Annotated in this window: 13 protein-coding genes, 2 tRNA genes and 1 rRNA gene; 14 read left to right on the plus strand and 2 right to left on the minus strand. The window is 53.4% G+C overall.

The annotated features are described in order from the left end of the window. Positions 1 to 116: 116 nt before the first annotated feature. Positions 117 to 233: ribosomal RNA gene (rrf, locus tag BSR28_RS02480) — 5S ribosomal RNA — on the plus strand. Positions 234 to 465: 232 nt separating this feature from the next. Next, a complete protein-coding gene (locus tag BSR28_RS02485; RefSeq protein WP_233120592.1) occupies positions 466 to 1,827 on the plus strand; it encodes a threonine/serine exporter family protein in 1,362 nt (453 codons plus the stop codon). Between the two features lie 118 nt (positions 1,828 to 1,945). Here the strand turns inward: BSR28_RS02485 and BSR28_RS02490 are convergent, their stop codons facing one another. Then, on the minus strand, positions 1,946 to 3,544 hold the full coding sequence (locus BSR28_RS02490; protein ID WP_073708784.1) for an aspartate:alanine exchanger family transporter: 1,599 nt from the start codon (positions 3,542 to 3,544) through the stop codon (positions 1,946 to 1,948). A gap of 143 nt (positions 3,545 to 3,687) precedes the next feature. Between BSR28_RS02490 and BSR28_RS02495 the strand changes: the two genes are divergently transcribed. Then, the gene (locus BSR28_RS02495) at positions 3,688 to 4,836 is read left to right on the plus strand and encodes a branched-chain amino acid aminotransferase (protein ID WP_073713278.1); all 1,149 of its coding nucleotides are present in this window, start codon (positions 3,688 to 3,690) and stop codon (positions 4,834 to 4,836) included. Here BSR28_RS02495 and BSR28_RS02500 read toward each other — a convergent pair. After that, a complete protein-coding gene (locus BSR28_RS02500; protein ID WP_073713279.1) occupies positions 4,813 to 7,476 on the minus strand; it encodes a DEAD/DEAH box helicase in 2,664 nt (887 codons plus the stop codon). The genes BSR28_RS02495 and BSR28_RS02500 overlap by 24 nt on opposite strands. A 199-nt stretch (positions 7,477 to 7,675) precedes the next feature. Between BSR28_RS02500 and BSR28_RS02505 the strand changes: the two genes are divergently transcribed. From BSR28_RS02505 to BSR28_RS02555, 11 genes are all read left to right on the plus strand, one after another. Beyond that, positions 7,676 to 8,431, plus strand: a complete 756-nt coding sequence (locus tag BSR28_RS02505; protein WP_073708787.1) for a fumarylacetoacetate hydrolase family protein — start codon at positions 7,676 to 7,678, stop codon at positions 8,429 to 8,431. Positions 8,432 to 8,481: 50 nt separating this feature from the next. Next, entirely contained in the window at positions 8,482 to 9,999 is a 1,518-nt protein-coding gene (gene gltX, locus BSR28_RS02510; protein WP_073713280.1) for a glutamate--tRNA ligase, read from the plus strand. Positions 10,000 to 10,315: 316 nt separating this feature from the next. After that, positions 10,316 to 10,386, plus strand: a tRNA-Gln gene (locus BSR28_RS02515). A gap of 27 nt (positions 10,387 to 10,413) precedes the next feature. After that, positions 10,414 to 10,489, plus strand: a tRNA-Glu gene (locus tag BSR28_RS02520). Positions 10,490 to 10,798: 309 nt separating this feature from the next. Beyond that, on the plus strand, positions 10,799 to 12,430 hold the full coding sequence (locus BSR28_RS02525) for a peptide ABC transporter substrate-binding protein (protein ID WP_073713281.1): 1,632 nt from the start codon (positions 10,799 to 10,801) through the stop codon (positions 12,428 to 12,430). Between the two features lie 165 nt (positions 12,431 to 12,595). Further along, complete coding sequence (locus BSR28_RS02530; protein ID WP_073713282.1) at positions 12,596 to 13,522, plus strand: ABC transporter permease; 927 nt, start codon at positions 12,596 to 12,598, stop codon at positions 13,520 to 13,522. After that, the gene (locus BSR28_RS02535) at positions 13,515 to 14,552 is read left to right on the plus strand and encodes an ABC transporter permease (protein ID WP_233120593.1); all 1,038 of its coding nucleotides are present in this window, start codon (positions 13,515 to 13,517) and stop codon (positions 14,550 to 14,552) included. Before BSR28_RS02530 ends, BSR28_RS02535 begins: the two co-directional genes overlap by 8 nt. A 5-nt stretch (positions 14,553 to 14,557) precedes the next feature. Continuing rightward, entirely contained in the window at positions 14,558 to 16,279 is a 1,722-nt protein-coding gene (locus BSR28_RS02540; RefSeq protein ID WP_143237561.1) for a dipeptide ABC transporter ATP-binding protein, read from the plus strand. A gap of 104 nt (positions 16,280 to 16,383) precedes the next feature. Further along, positions 16,384 to 17,700, plus strand: a complete 1,317-nt coding sequence (gene murA, locus BSR28_RS02545) for a UDP-N-acetylglucosamine 1-carboxyvinyltransferase (RefSeq protein WP_073713283.1) — start codon at positions 16,384 to 16,386, stop codon at positions 17,698 to 17,700. After that, the gene (locus tag BSR28_RS02550; protein WP_073708792.1) at positions 17,700 to 18,533 is read left to right on the plus strand and encodes a lysophospholipid acyltransferase family protein; all 834 of its coding nucleotides are present in this window, start codon (positions 17,700 to 17,702) and stop codon (positions 18,531 to 18,533) included. Before murA ends, BSR28_RS02550 begins: the two co-directional genes overlap by 1 nt. A 28-nt stretch (positions 18,534 to 18,561) precedes the next feature. Then, entirely contained in the window at positions 18,562 to 19,326 is a 765-nt protein-coding gene (locus BSR28_RS02555) for a lysophospholipid acyltransferase family protein (RefSeq protein WP_073713284.1), read from the plus strand. The last annotated feature ends 66 nt before the right edge of the window (positions 19,327 to 19,392 follow it).

Raw genomic sequence — 19,392 nt, forward strand, 5'->3', positions numbered from 1 at the left:
ACCACCCCGCACACACTGTGGGAGAAAATATTTAAGCCAAATAATTGAATAAACACCACCAACAAAAACGATTAACCGTTATGGTTACGTTCTTTGGATGGCACTCCACAAAGACTTGTGGCGGTCATAGCGGTGGGGAAACGCCCGGTCCCATCCCGAACCCGGAAGCTAAGCCCACCAGCGCCGATGGTACTGCACTCGCCAGGGTGTGGGAGAGTAGGACACCGCCACTTAAAAACAACAAAAGAGGGGCCCGGAACCAAACAGTGTTTGGCACCGGGCCCCAAAACAATTCAAGATATTGCGTATTACTTCTCTCTAGTCCTAATCCGAATCACTGATCCTCAGGCTAGGGAGGATTCCAGGATTAAGGGCTAACGGCCCAGATTCTCATTAAAGTTAAATTTGCCGCGTTTTCACCGTTGAAACAGCCAATCACTCCAGAACATGACAAACTATACAATCGTGAATACTGAAATTAATCCTGCAGAACATCCATTTCTGTCCGCCCATCCTCAGGTCGCCCAGATGGACCCGCACCAACGTCTTGCGAAGCAATCTGGTGTAGTTATGCGGTTCGGGCGGCTCCTACTCTCAGCCGGCGCTAGCTCTTACCGCGTAAAGGCCTCAATGGCACGCATGGCGCGTGCCGTTGGGATTGAAGAACACCGTGCCTCGGTTTCCTTCTCAGATATCGCGACCACAGCCTACGCAAACGGCACGTTCCGTACCGAACTTTATGAAAACCGCACCTTCGGTGTTAACGCTAATCGTATTGACCAGCTCAAAGAACTCTCCCACAACCTTCACGACGACATGGCCGCCGAAGACTTGGAAGAAGAGCTCGATAAGATCGAATCCCAGGGTCCCCTCTACGGGCCCGTAGTCAACGCTCTGGCATCCGGTATTGCCTGTGCAGGCTTCTGCTTCCTAAACAAGGGCGGCCTCTACGAGTGCCTAGCCGTACTCATCGCTGCCACCTTTGGCCAAGCTCTACGCCGTATTACCCTTCACCGAAAGTTCAACCACTTTGCGGTTTGGCTACTATGCGGTGTTCTAGCATCATCCATCTACATTGGCGCTATCGAAGCCATGGGGGCAATGGGTATTCTTAACGTTGCCCAGAACCAGGCCGGTCTGATCTCCGCGATCCTCTTCCTGATTCCCGGTTTCCCCATGACTACAGCCATATTGGACCTAGTGCGTATGGACTTCCCGTCCGCACTCACTAGAACCTCATATGTGCTTGCCGTGATGGCCTCCGCCGGCGTGGCAGTATGGGGTGTAACCTACGCTTCCGGCTGGGACCTCAACGTACAGGTAAACCACCCAATGCCTTGGTGGCTACTAATTACCCTACGATTCTTCTGCTCCTTCATCGCAGCCTGGGGATTCGCAATTCTATTCAACACTCCATGGAAGGTCTGTGCGGTAGCCGCGACCATCGGCGCTAGCGTCAATACCCTACGCACCATTGCGGTTGATAACCACTTCCCGTGGCACGCCGCTGTCGGTGCCGCTGCGCTAGCCATCGGTCTACTTGCTGCCGCGGTAGCTGCTAAGACCTACTACTCTCGCGTCTCCTTGTCGGTACCTGCCGTAGTTATCATGATCCCTGGCGTGCCCTTCTACCGTGCCGTCACCGCCATGAACAACGGTCTAGTCACCGACGCAATCGCTCAGGTCGTACAGGTCTTCTTCGTGATTACCGCCATCGGTTTCGGTCTAGCCATCGCTCGTATGGTTACCGATACCCGCTGGATCGTTGACACCCCGACCGACAAGCTACCGACTCTAGAAAGCTCTTCCCGGAAGTACATTCGCTGATCTAGAGTTTGAACTTATTCAAAGTAGAGAACCACGCTGATTAGTTTGGGCCCCAACCGTACTGGTTGGGGCCCAAACTAATTACCTCAATTGAGGGTTAAACAAACAGCGCTCATGCCTACATGCCACCGAAGATCTGTCCCAGCATAATCTTCAAAACCATCGCCACCGGGTAAACCATCGCGTAGCCCAAAGCTACTCGAGGATCAGCTGACGTACGGTTATTAGCAAAGGCCAGTACCGCAGGTTGGGTTTGGGTACCACCAATGACACCAGATAGTCGAGTGCCGCCCATGTGGAAGAGTGCGCGCATCAAAATGAACAATAGGGCACCCACGGTGGTAGTCACTACGACGCCCAAGACGGCCATCTTCCACCAGACACCGCCGGTGAACGCATTGGCAATCTGGCCACCCGCATTGGTCCCAGCTTGCGCGAGGAAGATCAGTAGACCGAATTCAGAAAGCACCATACAGGTGGTGTAGGGGATAGCAGTGACCACCCGTCCAATGCGGCCTAGGCGGCCAAATACCAAACCAACTAGCAAAGTTCCCGCAGCAGAACCAATGGAGAAGGTGGCCCCGGTCGGGGTCAAGATCGGGGCTTCACCAATCAAAATGCCGAAGGCCATCCCCAGACCAAGCGCAATCGGATTAAGATCAGTCAAACCTCTCGAAGAGTCACCAAAGAACTTAGAAACTTCCTTCATCTGTCCCGTGGGCGCAACGACACGGACACGGTCACCCTGCTGCAGGATCAATTTCGGGTTAGCCACCATATCTACGTCACCGCGACGAACACGAGAAATGGAGGCAGAGAAAAGCTCATTAAGATTCAAAGATCCAATGGTCCGGCCCGCCACCTTCGGATCAGAAACTGTGATTCGACGGAAATCCAGCCAACGACGATCAGCGATCAAAGAAAGCGAAGAGTCATGACCAAGTTTCTGGGTAATCAGGTTGATATCCTCTAATGGGCCCACCACGGTGACCAGGTCGCCCGCAAACACTCGGTCATCGAGTTTAGGACGCATAATCGGTCCCACCTCACCACGACGGATACGCGAGAAAGTAACCCGGCCATCAACCAATTTATAGAGCTCTTCCAAGGCTGGCTCATCCTGTCGCTCAACACGCACCGTTCGGTTGCCAATAGCGGACGGCTTATCCTTATCGCCGGCTGAAACTCGTAGTGCCAGAAGCGTGAAAGCTAGCATGCCAATCACACCAAAGAGGTAAGTAATCGAGTAACCAACGGTTGCGTTTGCAGCGTCACCAGAAGCCTTACCAACGGCGGCTAGGGTAGGGGTGTTAGTGGTGGCACCCGCGAAGACACCCATGGCCTGTGCAGTAGTCAGGTTAAATACATATTTGCCGCCATAGAAAGCCACTAGAGCACCAGCAGTCAAAGCAACCATCATCGCGGCTACCGGACCACCAGCGGACTTGAACGTATTAAAGAAGTTCGGTCCTGAATAAATACCAATCGCAAAAGTAAAGACTGCCAAGCCGAAGATACCTAGTTCGTGGGGAACACGAATATGAATCCCGTAGGCCTCACCCCAGGCAGAAAGCGCGATTGCTACGAACAAAACCGCTGCTGCACCAAGACTGACGCTCTTGACTTTTACATGTCCAAAAGCCATACCAATGCCAATTAGCAAGAACAGGACTAAGACAGGTGACGAAGCTAAGAAACTTAGCGTAGTCTGAATCATTGCCGCTCCTCGTTGAGTGTGAACAAACTATGGGATAATTTTCTCATATTGTGGGAATCTTGACTCCCTAAAAGTCGAAAAGCGGCATAATTGGGCCTTAGTGCCCAAGCCTGTGGGCCGCCTAAATACGGAAAGAAGATAAAGTGTCACCAGAAATTCGATTCGAGGAAGCTGCGAAACTACCTTTAGGCTCAGCCGCAGAACTGGCAGAGTACTTTCCCGGCGGCGAATACCGCCCCAAACCAGCCTCTGAAGTAAGCGACCTGATCGCCAACTCTGTGTTCGGCACGAACTTCTCAAACCACATGGCCTCAGCAGAATACGAACCAGAGACCGGCTGGACCAACCAGGCGCTCCTGCCTTACGGCCCGCTACAAATGGACCCGGCTACCTCCGTCCTACACTACGGCCAAGAAATCTTTGAAGGAATGAAAGCCTACCGCTTCCCAGACGGCAGTATCTGGACCTTCCGTCCGGCTTATAACGCGGCTCGATTTAACGCCTCTGCAGAGCGCATGGCCATGCCAACCATTCCCGTTGAACAGTTCATTGGGTCCCTAGCCGCCCTAGTCCGAACCGACCGTGACTGGGTGCCCTCAATGCCCGGCGCCAGCCTCTACCTACGCCCTATGATGATCGGAACTGAAGCCCGCATCGGCGTTAGCCCGTCTCGTTCTTACCGATACCTGTGTATCGCTACCCCGGTAGGGCCCTACTTCTCTGGGGATTTCTCACCAGTCAGCATCTGGGTCACCCAGAAGTACCACCGAGTCGGCCCCGGCTGCACCGGCACCGCCAAAACCGGTGGCAACTACGCTGCCAGCATGCTGCCGCAAAAGGAAGCCGCTGCCCTAGGCTACCAGCAGGTCTGCTACCTAGACGCCAAGACCGGCAAGAACCTTGAAGAACTAGGTGGCATGAATGTGTTCGTTGTCCACCAAGACGGACGCGTTCGTACCCCCGCTTTGACCGGTACGATCCTCGCGGGAGGAACCCGCTCATCGATCATCACCCTCCTAGAAAAACAGGGACACCAGGTTGAAGAAACCCAAATCAACCTTGAAGAACTAGTCGCCCAAATCGAAAGTGGCGAGGTAGTTGAAATCTTCGCCTGTGGCACCGCTGCGGTGGTCGCCCCCATCGGCAGACTAGCCGGGACCGAATTCGAAGTCGAGCTTCCCGTCGGTCCGGTAACCATGCAAACCTACAAGTCCCTAACCGATATTCAGTTCGGCCTCGCCCCCGATACGGAAGGCTGGATGTATCAGCTAGTGGGGGCTGACGGAGAGTAACCGGATAACCGGCTGCCCGGCCTCATCAGAAGCTGCTAAATCAACCAGGGCCCAGATAGCCCAATCCAGATCCCCCTCGGGGTCAAGCAAGGTCTGTTTAACCAGCCAAGCGCCCGAGGTGGGGAAGGGGACCGGCAAGTCCGGCGCGGGTGCGAATGGGGCCGGGACCATCGCGAAGTCGGCGTCGGTTGGTTCCGTCCAAGTCTGCAGGTACTGCGCAGAACGCGCTTCGGTGCCGGTCTCAAGGAAGTCGTATTCGGCCCAATAGCGGTCCAAACATTCGTCAAAGGCGTCCTCGTCCCAACCCGGGAAACCCAACTTCGCCAAATTCTCCGGGCGATCAGCCGCTAGCAGCTCAACGACCTTAAACAGGTCCTTCGCCACCAAATTCCGGAACACATAAGGATTGGCACTCAGGGAGATCCGCCCGTCAGCATCCGCCCCAAAAGGCAGTTCAGCGGCTTCTGGAGTGCTTTCAGAGCCAGTCTGATTTTGATGCTTAGCGACCAACTCGGCAACCTCCGCCGGGTCGTGTTCAGCTTCCTCGAAGGACTCCCACTCATCAAGCAAGGAAGAGTCCACCAAACGGATCAGGTTACCCAACCAAGAAACAATGTTCTCGAACTCTTCATTCGCCGCCTGGGGTGGAATGACCTGGCGTAAAGCCCGATAAGCATCCGTCAAATATCGCAAGACCGAGCCCTCGGCGGCGCCTAGGTCAAAGCGAGCAATCAGATCCGAATAAGTCATGGCATTTTCAACCATAAAACGGACCACCGACTTAGGCTTTAGCTCTTCCCCGGCCACCCAAGGATTCGCCTTTGCAAACATGGTGAAGGCCGGTTCCAAAAGCTCAGCAAGCGGCTTGGGCCAGGTAACCTCCTCCAAGGCCTCCATGCGGGCGTCATAGTCCATCCCCTGCGCTTTCATTGCCGCAATCGCGTGGCCGCGTTCAGCATGCTGCTGGGCCACCAGTAATAATCGAGGATCTTCCAAGGTGGCTTCCACCAAAGAAATCAAATCCAAGGCATAGGTAGGATCCTCTGGATTCAACAAGTCCAAAGCTGCAAACACAAAGGTAGAAAGCGGAGCATTCAACGCAAACTCATCGGGCAGCTCACGGTTAATACTGATCTTCCCATCCTTTGCCACCTTCAAAACCTCCGCGGTCAGAAGGGAACGGTAAATCTGGCCCAGCTGACGTAAATGCAAGTTCCGCGGTGAAACCGGATCGTGGTTTTCAGTAGCTAAACGAACCAAACGGTCGGGAGCTTCCTCGCCAAAACCAGAAAGCACATTCATAACCATTGCCGGAGTAATCAAAAAGTTGGAAGTCAAAGGTTCCGGGGGAGCGGCGACTAACCGGTCAAAGGTCGCCTCCGTCCAGTTCACGCGGCCCTCTGGGGCTGACTTACGGGTAATCTTCTTGACCTTCTTCGGGTCGCCCTCAGCTTTGGCCAAGGCCCGCGCATTTTCAATCACATGCTCTGGAGCCTGCACCTCGACATAACCAATAGTGTCAAAACCGGCGCGACCGGCCCGTCCCGCCACCTGATGGAACTCACGAGCAGAAAGATGACGCTCTTTAGAACCATCAAACTTCGTCAAAGCCGTAAAGACCACCGAGGTGATCGGGACGTTAATACCCACGCCCAAGGTATCCGTCCCACACACCACGGCCAGCACTCCCGCTTGGGCCAGGCGCTCAACTAGGCGGCGATAACGGGGCAACATGCCTGCATGGTGTAATCCCACCCCATGACGTAAAAGTTTTGAGAGGGTCCGGCCAAACTTAGTGTTAAATCGAAAATCACCAATCGCTTCCGCAATCCGAGCCTTATGCTCCTTGGAGAGCAAATTGGCTGAAAGCAGGGCCTGAGCTGAAGCCAAAGCGGAACGCTGAGAAAAATGCACCAGATAGATAGGGTAGCGGCCTTGCTGAATCAGACGCTCAAGTAACTCATGCGTAGGCTCTAGGGTGTATTCCATTTCGAGGGGGACCGGGCGGGTTTCCGCCTCCACCAGGACCGCTTCCCGTCCGCTGCGTTCCTTAAGATCCTTCAGGAAAAAACTGACATCGCCCAAGGTGGCGCTCATCAAGACCTGTTGCGCCTGCGGCAGTGTTAACAGTGGAACCTGCCAGGCCCAGCCTCGTTCGGGATCCCCATAAAAGTGGAACTCATCCATGACTACTAGCCCGACATCTAGCCCCTCAGCTTCGCGCAGGGCCTGATTAGCCAGAATTTCAGCGGTACAGCAGATGATGGGAGCAAGGGGATTAAGACTGACATCGCCGGTAATCATCCCAACGTTTTGCGCCCCAAAAATGGCCACCAGGTCGAAGAACTTCTCGCTCACCAAAGCCTTAAGCGGTGCCGTGTAATAGGAACGTTCCCCAGCGGCCAAGGCTTTAAAATGTCCCGCTAGGGCGATCATGCTCTTTCCCGAACCCGTCGGTGTCGCAACAATGACATGCTCCTGCGCAAAAATCGCTAGGATCGCTTCCTCTTGATGAGGGTAGAGGGGGCGACCAGTCTCTTCAGCCCAGGTAGAAAAAGCAGAGAAAAGTGCGTCGGCGTCCTCGAGCTGATTGCGATCTTCAAGATCATCAAGAATAAGGTTCAGCTCTGGAGTGCTCATAAAATCTTCCTGTGGATTAAAAAGCCTAAACTATTAAGTCTAAGTTAGTTGGTTAATCGGACTACTACCCTCAAGAATAGACGAGGTGACTGCCACGCAGCGACTAGAAGAGCGCCGGCCGGTTCGGACGATTGTGCCCTAGGCCTTAATCTAAGACTTAGAAGGTATCGAGCCAAGCAAATAGGGATATACTGAACCCATGCGCGTAGTGAGATTTGAAATCAATAACCAAATCATGTTTGGAGCCGCAGAAGCAGACTCTGACCAGATTGTGGCCCTCAAAGGTGACCCGCTTTTCGACCAGGTTCAGCCCGCTGGCCCAATCTACTCTTTCGAGGAAGTTCACCTCCTCTCTCCAGTACTCCCACGTTCGAAGGTGTTAGGCGCCGCGGACAGCTACGGACCTAAAGGATCCGGCGGAGCAATCCCCTTCTTTATCAAGCCAAACACTTCGGTAATCGGTCCTGATGACCCGATTCTTTTCCCCGGATATGCAGAGGTCCTGAGGGGAGAGGTTGAACTAGGTGTGGTCATGAAAACCATGGCAAAGAACCTGACCCCGGAAGAAGCCAAGCACGCAATTATGGGTTACACCATTATCAATGATGTAACCGCAGCTGGTCCCAACGTAGCTCCATTGACGGTAGCTGCGAAGGGCTTTGATACCGCCTGTGTGATCGGCCCGTGGATTACTGTTGACCCCGAATTGGATGTTGACAATCTAGAACTCTCGTCCTCAGTTGATGGTGAAACCACTCAGCAGGGAAGTACTTCGGGGATGCGCCGCACCGTATTCGAGCTCGTAGCCGAGGCCTCTAGCATTACCACGCTGCTACCGGGTGACGTGATCGCCACTGGCTCCCTAGCGGGCGCACCAGAACTGGCCGCTGGCAAACAGATGGAATGCGCGATTGCCGGTTTGGGTTCATTCCGTAATCCGGTATTGAGCCGTTAAAAATCTTCGCTAAAGTACAGACTTATAGAGATATCTAGTTAAGGAAACTCATGACAGAAAAAAGTGATATCCGCGTGCGTTTTTGCCCGTCCCCGACGGGTATGCCTCACGTGGGAATGGTTCGTACCTGCCTATTTAACTGGGCTTACGCGCGTCACACCAACGGTACTTTCGTGTTCCGTATCGAAGATACTGACGCCGCTCGCGACTCTCAGGAATCTTTCGACCTGATTCTAGACTCGCTTCGTTGGCTGGGTTTGGATTGGGACGAGGGCGTAGGTAAGCCTGGCCCGCACGAGCCTTACCGCCAATCAGAGCGTATGGACATCTACGCGGGTGTCGTCGAAAAGCTCGTTGAAGGTGGTTACGCCTACGAGTCCTTCTCTACCCCCGAGGAAGTAGAAGCCCGTCACCGCGCTGCTGGCCGCGATCCGAAACTCGGCTACGACGGCTTTGATCGAGACCTGACCGAAGAGCAGAAGGCTGCTTACCGCGCCGAAGGTCGTCAGCCGGTGTTGCGCCTGCGGATGCCCGATGAGGATATTACTTTTACCGACCTAGTTCGTGGCGAGATCACCTTCAAGGCTGGGTCGGTCCCGGACTACGTGATCGTCCGCGGTAACGGTCACCCACTCTACACCCTGGTAAACCCGGTCGATGACGCTTTGATGGGCATTACTCACGTCCTGCGCGGTGAAGATCTACTTTCTTCCACTCCGCGTCAGATCGTGCTCTACCGGGCTCTTGAAGAACTGGGCATTGCGAAGTTCACCCCGCAGTTCGGTCACCTTCCCTACGTGATGGGTGAAGGCAATAAGAAGCTTTCTAAGCGTGACCCTGAATCCAACCTATTGCTTCACCGTGCCAAGGGTATGCTGCCCGAGGGTCTGCTGAACTACCTAGCCTTGCTGGGTTGGTCCATCAGCCCGACCAATGATCTGTTTAGTGCCGATGAAATGGTGGAAGCCTTTGATGTGCACGATGTGAACCCGAACCCGGCGCGCTTTGATGCGAAGAAGTGCATTGCTATTAATGCCGAGCATATTCGTATGCTGGAGCCGCAGGACTTCCGGGATCGCTTAGTTCCTTACCTAGCTGATATTTACGCTGTTGAGGGTGACCCGCAGCCGATGGTTTCAGCGGCAACTTTTGCTGATCTTACCGATCGGGAGAAGGAAATTATTGACGAGGCTGCTCCGTTGATTCAAACCCGCATTCAGGTACTAGGGGAGGCTCGCGATATGCTTGGCTTCTTCTTCGTTCCTGCCGATCAGCTGGAATACGATGAAAAGGCCATGAAGAAGCTCAAGGAAGGCACCAAGGAGGTGCTAGAGGCGGCCATCGCAGAGATCGAAGCACTTGAGAACTTCGAACTTGAAGCTATCGAGCATGCGCTTCGTGCCAAGATGATTGAAGAGATGGGTCTCAAGCCGCGCTTGGCCTTCTCTCCGTTGCGTGTAGCTGTGACTGGTAAGTTGATTTCTCCGCCACTGTTTGAATCCATGGTGATTCTGGGTAAGGAAGAGTCTTTGTTGCGTCTTCGTCAGCTTGCTGCGCAGGTTGACTAATAGCAAGTAGGCTTATAAGTGGGCGAGTCAAGGGAACCCTTGACTCGCCCACTTAGTTTTAATGCTTGACTAGGGGAGTGGCGCTAATCGTTTTGCGGCAAGCAAAGGGCGCAGGGTTTTAAATCTGCTTTTAGTGGGCATTGAAGGTGGCGCAAAGCTTCAGATGGGGTTAGCAGAATTGCAGATTTACTTGTAAATCGGGGGAAGTAGATCAGTTTGTGAAGAATGACACCGCTGTCAAGTTGTCTACTGTTTTTCCCTAATGTATAGTATTTCAAGTCTTAACAAGGCGTATGACGTTTTGTTAGCCAACCTTTGGGGTATGGTGTAATGGTAACACGGCTGATTCTGGTTCAGTTGTTCTAGGTTCGAGTCCTGGTACCCCAGCGAGTAAAAGTCCATCTTTTATCTTAGGCTCCCGTCGTCTAGCGGCCTAGGACACCGCCCTCTCAAGGCGGCGGCGCCGGTTCGAATCCGGTCGGGAGTACCAAAACATTTCTCCGGCAGATGCCGGATTTTTTTATGCCTATTTTTGGGTAGGAGGCAGGTCCTATAACTCTGCAGGTGCCTGAATGCATTGCTTTATAGTTTCGTTATGTATATCCAAATTAAAAGTAGATTCCTTTTGGGTTGAACAAAATGTTCAAATATGTTGGTGCTTTTTAATAAACTGGCTCGTAATAATGTGTTAGTACTCTCAAAATACCTTTTCAACCTCTTGTCGCTACCAAAAAGCGGTTAAGGTTTTGCACAAGCATATTTTTTATGTTCCCCTCAACACCGTATTATTGGAGGACCCATGAAGAAGCAACTATTCGTTGCCACAGCTGTTGGTCTAGTTAGCTCACTAGCGCTAGCTGGCTGTTCAAGCTCTGACTCAGGTACTGCGCAAGGTAACTCAAGCGCCAAGAGTAGCTCGACTGCTACCGCTGACTCGGCCGCAAATTCAGGCGGCATTGTCTCTTTCCGTGCCTGCGAGCCCCAGACTGCAATGATTCCCGGCATGATCACGGAAGCCTGCGGCGTGCAGATTCTTGGTCAGGTAGCCGCGACGCTGGTCACCTATGATTCGAAGGGTGAACTAGTAAATGATCTAGCAGAATCTATCAGCTCAGACGATAAGCAGACCTGGACCGTAAAGGTTAAGGCTGGTCGCAAGTTCTCTGATGGTACTCCGGTCACCGCGAAGAGCTTCGTGGATGCATGGAACCTAATCGTGCGCGAAAAGCAGCCCCAGGCATACTTCTTTGATGATGTTGAAGGTTATGCAGAAGGCAAGGATCTACCGGGCCTAAAGGTAGTTGATGACAACACCTTCACCGTGAAGCTAAATCAGCCCGAATCCGACTGGCCTGTTCGTCTAGGTCACGTTACCTTCGTCCCGCTTCCTGAAGTCGCTCTCAAGGACATTAAGGCCTTCGGTGAAAAGCCAGTCTCCTCTGGTCCGTACCTGCTTGATAGCTGGGAGCACCGCAAGCAGATTAAACTTTCGGTCAACCCGAACTACGACGGTCCTCGTAAAGCTCACAATGGTGGTCTAAATGGTCTCATGTACACCTCCACCGATGCCTCTTACAATGACCTGCTAGCCGGTAACCTTGATATTTCAGATACTATTCCGGAATCCGCCCTACAGGGATTCAAGGACGAGCTAAATGGTCGCGCAGCCTCTAAGCCCTACGCTGGTATCGCCACCTTCACCATCCCGAACCGCCTAAAGCACTTCGAAGGGGAAGAAGGTAAGCTGCGTCGTAAGGCTATCTCCTTGGCAATCAACCGCGAAGAAGTAACCAAGGTTATCTTCAACGGTACCAAGGAACCGGCTCGTGACTTCACTGCTCCTTCCATCGCCGGTTGGAACGACAAGCTTCCGGGTAGCGAAAACCTAAACTTCAACCCGGAAAAGGCCAAGGAGCTTTGGGCCCAGGCTGATGCCATTTCTAAGTGGGATGGCACCTTCAAGATTGCCTACAACTCCGACTCAGGTCACCAGGCATGGGTTGACGCCGTTTGTAACCAGGTTAAGAACAACCTAGGTATCGACGCTCAGGGCGACGCTTACCCGGATCTTAAGTCACTGCGTGACAAGGTCGAAAACAAGACCATCGAAACTGCTTTCCGTGCTGGTTGGTCCGCTGACTACCCGTCAGCTTACAACTTCCTAGGCCCCCTATACGGCACCGGAGCATTCGGTAACGATTCCGGTTACTCGAACCCTGAAGTTGATAAACTGCTGAAGGAAGCCCTAGGCGCGAAGACCGAGGATGAAGCCAAGGCAAAGTATGATGAAGCACAGAAGATCCTGCTTCAGGACCTGCCGGCCATTCCACTCTGGTATTCTTCAGTTAACGGTGGTTGGTCTGCCAACGTCGAGAATGTCGACTTTGGTTGGGACTCGCTACCCATTCTCTTCGCCGTAACCAAAAACTAATCGGCAAGTGATTTAAACTTAGGTTTCCCCCTTCCTGAACTAGGGGAGGGGGAAACCAACCCAGAAACACAGAGTGGTGGTCTTGGAGACAAGATCATCACGTTTTCTGTTTTACCCAACAAACCCGGCTCCGCTAACCCCGGTGGAGTCAGTTAAGGAAACTATATGTTGCGCTATATTGGTCGTCGCATCCTGCAAATGGTGCCAGTATTTTTCGGGGCGACTTTTCTGATTTACCTGCTTGTCTTCCTCATGCCCGGTGACCCGATTGCGGCACTGGGCGGTGACAAGAATCTGCCCCCCGAACTAGCTGCTCAGCTACGAGCACAGTTCAATCTTGATAAACCCCTGCTAGTTCAGTACCTCCTTTACATCAAGGGAATCCTAACTCTTGATTTCGGTACTACTTTCTCGGGACAGCCCGTTTCCTCCGTTATGGCAAACGCTTTCCCGGTAACCATCAAGCTAGCTTTCATGGCCATCGCATTCGAGGCCATCTTTGGCATTATCTTCGGTGTGATCTCCGGTGTTAAGCGCGGTGGTATCTTTGACTCCACCGTCTTGGTCGTCTCCATGATGATCATTTCTGTTCCCACCTTCGTTATCGGCTTCGTCATGCAGTTCTTCCTTGGGGTTAGATGGAAACTGCTCCCCGTAACCGTGGGACCAAATGAAACCTTCTTAGCTTTGTTGATGCCGGCGATCGTACTGGGCGCAGTTTCCTTCGCCTACGTTATTCGTCTAACTCGTCAGTCAATCTCTGAGAACCTGACCGCTGACTACGTCACCACAGCACGCGCTAAGGGAGTCCATCCCAGCGGTGTGCTCATGCGTCACATCCTACGTAACTCCTTGATTCCCGTAGTCACCTTCCTAGGTGCCGACCTAGGTGGCCTAATGGGTGGCGCTATCGTGACCGAGGGTATTTTCTCTGTAAAGGGCGTCGGTGGGGTAATGTTCGACGCCATTCTTAAGGGTGAACCGGCCACCGTAGTTTCTTTCACTACCGTCCTGGTCATGGTCTACCTAATCGCAAACCTATTAGTTGACCTGCTCTACGCGGCTCTAGATCCGAGGATTCGTTATGCCTGAGATGCCTGAAAATATTGACCCGAATCAGTTTGAGCCCTTTACCTCAAATCCGCTAGAACCGGATGATGCTTACGGCGATCCGCGGGAAGTGGGTATCCTAGCTGGTCAGCTTCGTTACGTTTCCGAGGTCGACGAGACCGGTCTAGGTGCAGTTGACGCGATCAGTGACAGCTCTGCCCCGGTATCCGTCTGGCGTCAAGCATGGCGCTCGCTACGAGTACGTCCCCTATTCTGGATTGCCTTCGCGATCATTATTCTGATGGTTACCATGGCCGCGGTGCCGTGGTTGTTCACCTCTCAGGATCCGGCATTCTGTGACCTAGGAAATTCCCAGAAACCGCCGAGCACAGGACACTTCTTTGGTTTTGACCGTCAAGGTTGTGACGTCTATGCCCGCGTGATCTACGGTGCACGCGCCTCACTACTAGTCGGTTTGATTGCTACCACGCTTTCTGTGCTAGTCGGTGCGACCATTGGTGCACTTGCTGGTTACCTAGGCGGTTGGCTAGATGCGATTCTTTCTCGCATTACCGATATCTTCTTCGCTCTACCCTTCGTGCTGGCAGCAATCGTCGCCATGCAGATGTTCAAAGAACACCGCGATGTATTCCTACTATCTGCCGTCTTGGCAGCTTTCGGTTGGACGCAGATTGCCCGTATCACCCGTGGTGCCGTAATGAGCCTGAAGAACGAAGAATACGTAACCGCCTCCATCGCCTTGGGACGCTCAAAGGGTGCCACCCTACTGAAGCACATCATTCCCAATGCACTCGCTCCGGTCATCGTCTACGCGACCGTATCACTGGGCGCATTCATCGTTTCTGAAGCTACGCTCTCCTTCATGGGTATTGGTCTACCTCCCACGGTTGTTTCCTGGGGTGGAGATATCGCCCGTGCGCAGTCTTCACTACGTACCAACCCGACCCTTCTGTTCTACCCGGCCACGGCGCTAGCACTAACCGTGTTGGCATTCACCATGATGGGTGACGTTGTCCGTGACGCCCTAAACCCGAAGTCAAACAAGCGGTGAGGCACATGGAAAACAAAGAAAAAGTCATTCAGAAAGATACTGACATGGAAACCAATAACTCCTCCTCGTCAGCAAATACTCAGCCGCTGTTGGAGATCCAGGACTTGGATATCGAATTCAAGTCCACCACCGGTATTGTGAAAGCCGTCCGCGGCGCCAATATCACCATCTACCCGGGACAAACTGTCGCCATCGTAGGTGAATCCGGCTCCGGTAAGTCCACCACTGCCTCGGCAATCAATGGTCTACTACCTAAAAACGGCCGTGTGACCGGTGGTACCATCAAGTTCGAAGGCCGGGATATTACCAACCTAACCGAGAAACAGTACCTAGACCTGCGCGGTAACCTAATCGGTAAGATCCCGCAGGACCCGATGAGTAACCTGAACCCGGTTTGGAACATCGGTTACCAGGTTAAGGAAGCCCTGAAGGCTAATAACGTTGCTCTAGAGCCGGGACAGTCTCTAAATGACAAGGTTGCCCAGCTCCTAAGTGAAGCTGGTCTTCCGGACCCGGCCCGCCGTGCCAAGCAGTACCCGCACGAATTCTCTGGCGGCATGCGTCAGCGTGCACTAATCGCTATTGCACTAGCAGCCGGCCCGAAGCTACTGATAGCTGACGAGCCCACCTCGGCGCTAGACGTGACCGTACAGCGCACCATCCTGGACCACCTAGAAACCCTAAGCCGTGAACACAATGCTGCGCTATTGCTCATTACCCACGACCTTGGCCTAGCTGCCCAGCGTGCCGAGCACCTAGTAGTAATGCACCGTGGACGCGTAGTTGAATCTGGGCCGTCTCTTGAAATCCTCAAGAACCCCCAGCACCCCTACACCAAGCGTCTAGTTGCTGCTGCCCCGTCCTTGGCCTCTCGTCGTATTGAATCCTCACAGGAGCGCGTCCATGGGGAAGTTCCTGAAGAACAGGCAAAACGCGGCGAAAACATTATCGAGATCAAGAACCTCAACAAGATCTTCGATATTCGTGGCGCTAAGGGCAAAGCCAAGAAGCTTCACGCCGTTAACGACGCTTCCCTAAACGTACGTCGCGGTACCACCCTAGCGGTGGTAGGCGAATCCGGTTCCGGTAAGTCCACCCTAGCCAATATGGTGCTGGGCCTACTAGAACCGACTAGCGGCACCATCCTCTTCGACGGGGCTGACACCTCTAAGATGAGCCGCAAGGATCGCTTCGAGATGCGTCGCCGGATGCAGGTCGTCTTCCAGAATCCATACGGATCCCTAGACCCCATGTACTCCATCTACCGATGCATCGAAGAACCGCTAGCAGTCCACCAGCCCAAGAGCACCAAGGCAGAACGCGAAGCCCGCGTCGCTGAGCTCCTTGAGCGCGTGGCCCTACCGGCTTCCACCATGCGACGTTACCCCGGCGAACTCTCCGGTGGTCAGCGTCAGCGTGTAGCGATTGCTCGTGCCCTAGCCCTACAGCCGGAACTGATCATCCTTGATGAGGCAGTCTCCGCGCTAGACGTGCTAGTTCAGGACCAGATCCTGCAGATTCTAAACGACCTGCAGGCCCGCTACGGTCTGTCCTACCTATTCATTACTCACGACCTAGCAGTCGTTCGCCAGTGTGCAGATGACATCGTGGTAATGGAAAGTGGCAAGATCGTCGAACAGGGTAGTGCTGATGACATCTTCGAGCATCCGACTCAGGACTACACTAAGAAGCTTCTAGACGCTGTTCCTGGTAAGGGACTACTCTAAGAATCTGAAAAATCGCAGGTTCAGCACGCGCAAACTTCTGCCAGCAGTGCTGAACCTGCGATACTATTAAAGCCAGTTTTAACGACGCAGTTGGAAGGCAAAGCATGAACAACGTACTTCGGGTCGAAGGTGGCCGCCCACTTCAAGGTGAAATCACTGTTCGAGGGGCTAAAAACTTCGTTCCTAAAGCGATGGTGGCGGCTTTGCTGGGTACCAGCGAGTCAGTTCTGGCTAACGTCCCGCTCATCCGCGACGTTGACGTGGTCTCTGGCCTCTTGCGCCTACACGGGATCAAGGTCGACTTTGACCAAAGTCACGGCGTGCTAAAAATGGACCCAAGCTCAGTCGAGTCCGCACACGTAGCGGATATCGACGCCCACGCCGGCTCTTCCCGCATCCCGATCCTTTTATGCGGTCCGCTATTACACCGACTGGGTGAGGCCTTCATTCCTGACCTCGGTGGTTGTAATATTGGCGGTCGCCCAATTGACTTCCACCTAGCTTCCCTGCGTTCCTTCGGTGCTACCGTAGAAAAACGCCCCGGCGGTATTCACATCACCGCCCCAGACGGTCTTCATGGAACTCAAATCGAGCTTCCCTACCCCTCTGTAGGAGCTACCGAACAGACCCTGCTAACGGCTGTCATGGCTCGTGGTCTAACCGAACTGCGCGGTGCCGCGGTTGAACCCGAAATCATGGACTTGGTTTCAGTGCTTCAGAAGATGGGCGCGATTATCTCGGTAGACACCGACCGGACTATCCGGATTGAAGGTGTTGAAGAACTAACCGGATACCGACATACGGCCATGCCCGACCGTATCGAGGCGGCGTCCTGGGGATCAGCTGCCCTAGCGACCCGTGGTGACATCATTGTTCGCGGAGCCAACCAGCCCGATATGACCACCTTCCTAAATACCTTCCGCAAGGTCGGAGGAGCCTTCGACGTCCTCGACGACGGCATCCGCTTCTGGCATCCGGGCGGGGACCTGAAATCTGTTGCTATCGAAACCAACGTGCACCCGGGCCTAATGACGGACTGGCAGCAGCCCCTAGTGGTGGCCTTGACCCAGGCGAGGGGCCTGTCAATCGTGCACGAAACAGTTTACGAAAACCGTTTTGGTTTCACCGAAGCTCTCAACAAGATGGGTGCCCAAATCCAGCTTTACCGCGAATGCCTAGGATCCCTGCCCTGTAGATTCAAGCAGGCCAACTTTGTCCACTCTGCAGCTATTTCTGGTCCCACCCCACTGCATGGTGCCGACATTGAAGTACCAGATCTACGAGGCGGATTCAGCCACCTAATCGCCGCTCTAGCAGCCGAGGGCGTCTCTCACGTTTCCGGCGTACAAGTAATCTCCCGCGGCTATGAACACTTTACTTCCAAACTGAAGTCCCTAAACGCTAATATCCAGGGACTCTAATGGAAGCTAGACCATGGGAGCCTAGACGGGCCACTAAGATTGCCGGCGCTATCCTAGGTCCCGTCTATCGATTAGTTACCCGAGCTCAATTTGAGGGCTATGAAAATCTACCTAAAAAGGGTGGATATTTAGTGGTCTCAAATCACTCTGCTTCCTTCGATGCCGTGACCATGGTCTTCTTCTTCCTTAAAGGACATAAAGGCATTAGATTCGCAGCTAAGCACACTCTGTTTAGCGCTCCAATCCTGGGTCCGATTCTAAAGGCCATGGGACACGTCCCGGTATATCGCCAAACCAAACGCGCGGCAAATATTATCAGCCAGTGCAGTGACGCCATTAATCATGGGGCAATTATTGGGATTTACCCAGAAGGTACTACCACCCGAGAAGCCCAGTACTGGCCCATGACCGCTAAAACTGGTGCCGCAAAGATAGCGTTAAATACTGGCTGTCCAATCATCCCCGTGATAGCTTGGGGAAACCAACAATTCTTGCCGCGTTACTCGCTAATTCCAAGATTCTGGCGTCGCCCGCGCATCCAAGTAAAAGCGCTGCCGCCTTTAAACTATGAAGACCTGCTTTCTGCCTACACTAGCGGGGATGACCAAGCTCCCAGGGCTCTCTCTGACCGCATCATGGCTGTGATAACTGAAGAACTAGCCACCATGCGCGGCGAGGAAGCTCCAGAACGGCCCTACGATATGCGTATCGATGGGGACCCCTGGGGGAAAGTGGCTCGGGCGGAGCTTGCCAAGGCTGACCTTCCTGAGATTAGACGCCAACGTCGGCTGTCCGCTAAGCAAAGACGCGCTCAGAAAAAGCAATCACGATAAGTATTAAAAATAGTAGAAAGCTCCAATCATGAAAGAATTCTCCCCCTTCTATCGGCGAATTTCGAAGACCGCCTCGAAGATCCTCAACGGCCAAGTAAAAATGGACGTGCGCGGCCTCGAAAATCTACCCAAAGACCAAGGGTGCGTGATTGCTGCTAACCACTACAGCGAATTCGATGCTTTAGTCGTGATGAAGGCGCTCATCGATGCTGATATCCCCGTCCGAGTGCTAGCCAAAGCCCCGCTCTTTAAAGTGCCGCTTCTAGGTTGGGTAATGAAAAAGACCGAACAGGTGCCGGTTTACCGAGGAACCGGTCAGGCCCGAGACGCTCTAGGTCACGCTAAATCAGCTCTCGATAATGGTGAGACGGTTATGATTTTCCCTGAGGGGACTCTGACTCGCCAGCCTGACTACTGGCCCATGAAGCCAAAAACTGGCGTTGGTCGACTAGCTTTAGCCGGCTATCCGGTAGTGCCCTGTGCACAGTGGGGAGCACTTGAAATCATGGGGCGCTACGACCGCCACCTACACCTAGGTCGTAAAAAGGAAATGAGCGTAAGTTTCGGCGCTCCCATCGATTTCTCAGACCTACATGATCATGAGGATGCAAACGCGGCAGCGAGGCAGGCCTCTGACCGCGTGATTGACCACGTCACGGCTCTACTAGAGGAACTTCGCGGAGAAGAAGCTCCTGAAGTTCGGTATGACACTAAAGTCTACGGCGATCCGGGAAAGAAGGCGCTTGGCCAATTTGAACGTAAACGTCGTAAAGCAGCCAAGAAAGCTAACTGAACAAGAGACTAAAAACTTTGCCCGCGACGCTCTTTAAGAGCTCACGGGCAAAGTCGTATTTAGGTT

Source organism: Boudabousia liubingyangii, from assembly GCF_001907245.1.
Lineage (GTDB): Bacteria > Actinomycetota > Actinomycetes > Actinomycetales > Actinomycetaceae > Boudabousia > Boudabousia liubingyangii.